Source organism: Flavobacterium sp. UBA6195 (assembly GCF_002422095.1).
In the GTDB taxonomy this organism is placed as follows: Bacteria; Bacteroidota; Bacteroidia; order Flavobacteriales; family Flavobacteriaceae; genus Flavobacterium.
In genome coordinates, this window is the sequence record NZ_DITB01000002.1 from 8154 (window position 1) to 9995 (window position 1842).

The window sequence follows — 1842 nt, forward strand, 5'->3', positions numbered from 1 at the left end:
CAGCTTACATCGATTATTCGATGTCGGTTATTGTGTCACGTGCACTTCCTGATGTTAGAGATGGTTTAAAGCCTGTACACCGTAGAGTTTTATACGGAATGTATGAATTAGGAGTTCTTTCGAACAGAGCCCACAAAAAGTCGGCAAGGATTGTTGGAGAAGTTTTAGGTAAATATCACCCACATGGTGATACCTCAGTATATGATGCAATGGTGCGTATGGCTCAAGAATGGAGTTTGCGTTACTTAATGGTTGACGGTCAAGGTAACTTTGGTTCTGTCGATGGTGATAGTCCAGCAGCAATGCGTTACACCGAAGCCAGAATGAAAAAGATTTCGGAAGAAATGTTGGCTGATATCGACAAAGAAACAGTGGATTTTCAATTGAACTTTGACGATACGTTACAAGAGCCAACAGTTATGCCAACTAAAATCCCTACGTTATTAATTAACGGAGCTTCGGGTATTGCGGTAGGTATGGCAACCAACATGGCGCCTCACAACTTAACAGAAGTTATTAATGGAACTTTAGCTTACATTGATAATAATGATATTGAAATTGATGAATTAATTAATTACATCAAAGCACCTGATTTTCCTACTGGTGGAACTATTTATGGTTACGAAGGAGTGAGAGAGGCATTCAAAACAGGTAGAGGTCGTATTGTAATGCGTGCTAAAGTTGGTTTTGAAGAAGTAAATGGTAAAGAAGCTATCATTGTTACCGAAATTCCTTATCAGGTAAACAAGGCAAATATGATTAAACATACAGCCGATTTGGTTAATGATAAGAAAATTGAAGGCATTTCAAATATTCGAGATGAATCGGATAGAAATGGTATGCGTATCGTTTACGAATTAAAACGTGATGCGGTTCCAAACGTAGTTTTAAATACACTTTATAAGTTTACTCAATTACAATCTTCTTTCAGTGTAAATAATATTGCATTGGTGAATGGTCGTCCACAAATGTTGAATCTAAAAGATTTGATTCATTATTTCGTAGAACACCGTCATGATGTTGTAGTTCGTAGAGCACAATATGATTTAAGAAAAGCAGAAGAAAGAGCACATATTTTAGAAGGTTTAATCATTGCATCAGATAATATTGATGAAGTAATCAAAATTATTAGAGCTTCTAAAGATGGTGATGAAGCTAGAGCAAAATTAATTGAGCGTTTCAAATTATCAGAAATTCAAGCGCGTGCTATTGTTGAAATGCGTTTAAGACAATTAACAGGTCTTGAGCAAGATAAATTGCGTGCTGAGTATGAAGAAATCATGAAATTGATTGCTTATTTGAAAGAATTATTGGCAAGCAAAGAAATGAGAATGCAGGTAATTAAAGACGAATTAGCTGAAGTAAGAGATAAATATGGTGATGAGCGTCGTTCGCAAATTGAATATTCAGGTGGTGACGTAAGTATTGAAGATTTAATTGCAGATGAAAGTGTAGTTATTACAATTTCTCATGCGGGTTACATCAAACGTACTTCATTATCAGAATACAAAACACAAAATAGAGGTGGAGTTGGACAAAAATCAGCTGGAACAAGAGATCAAGATTTCTTAGAACATTTATTTGTTGCAACGAATCATCAATATTTAATGTTCTTTACCCAAAAAGGTAAATGTTATTGGATGCGCGTTTATGAAATTCCAGAAGGAACCAAAGCAAGTAAAGGCCGTGCAATTCAGAACTTAATTAACATTGAACAAGACGATAAAGTAAAAGCGTTTATTTGTACTCAAGACTTGAAAGACCAAGATTACATCAACAGTCATTATGTTATTATGGCTACGAAACAAGGTCAAGTTAAGAAAACGCCGCTTGAACAATATT

Annotated in this window: 1 protein-coding gene; it reads left to right on the forward strand. The window is 35.2% G+C overall.

Annotation, left to right across the window (positions count from 1 at the left end; all coding sequences use genetic code 11):
• Positions 1–1842 (forward strand): DNA gyrase subunit A (gyrA, locus tag B4I81_RS00160; RefSeq protein WP_291106158.1); only part of this gene is annotated, 1842 nt, incomplete at both ends.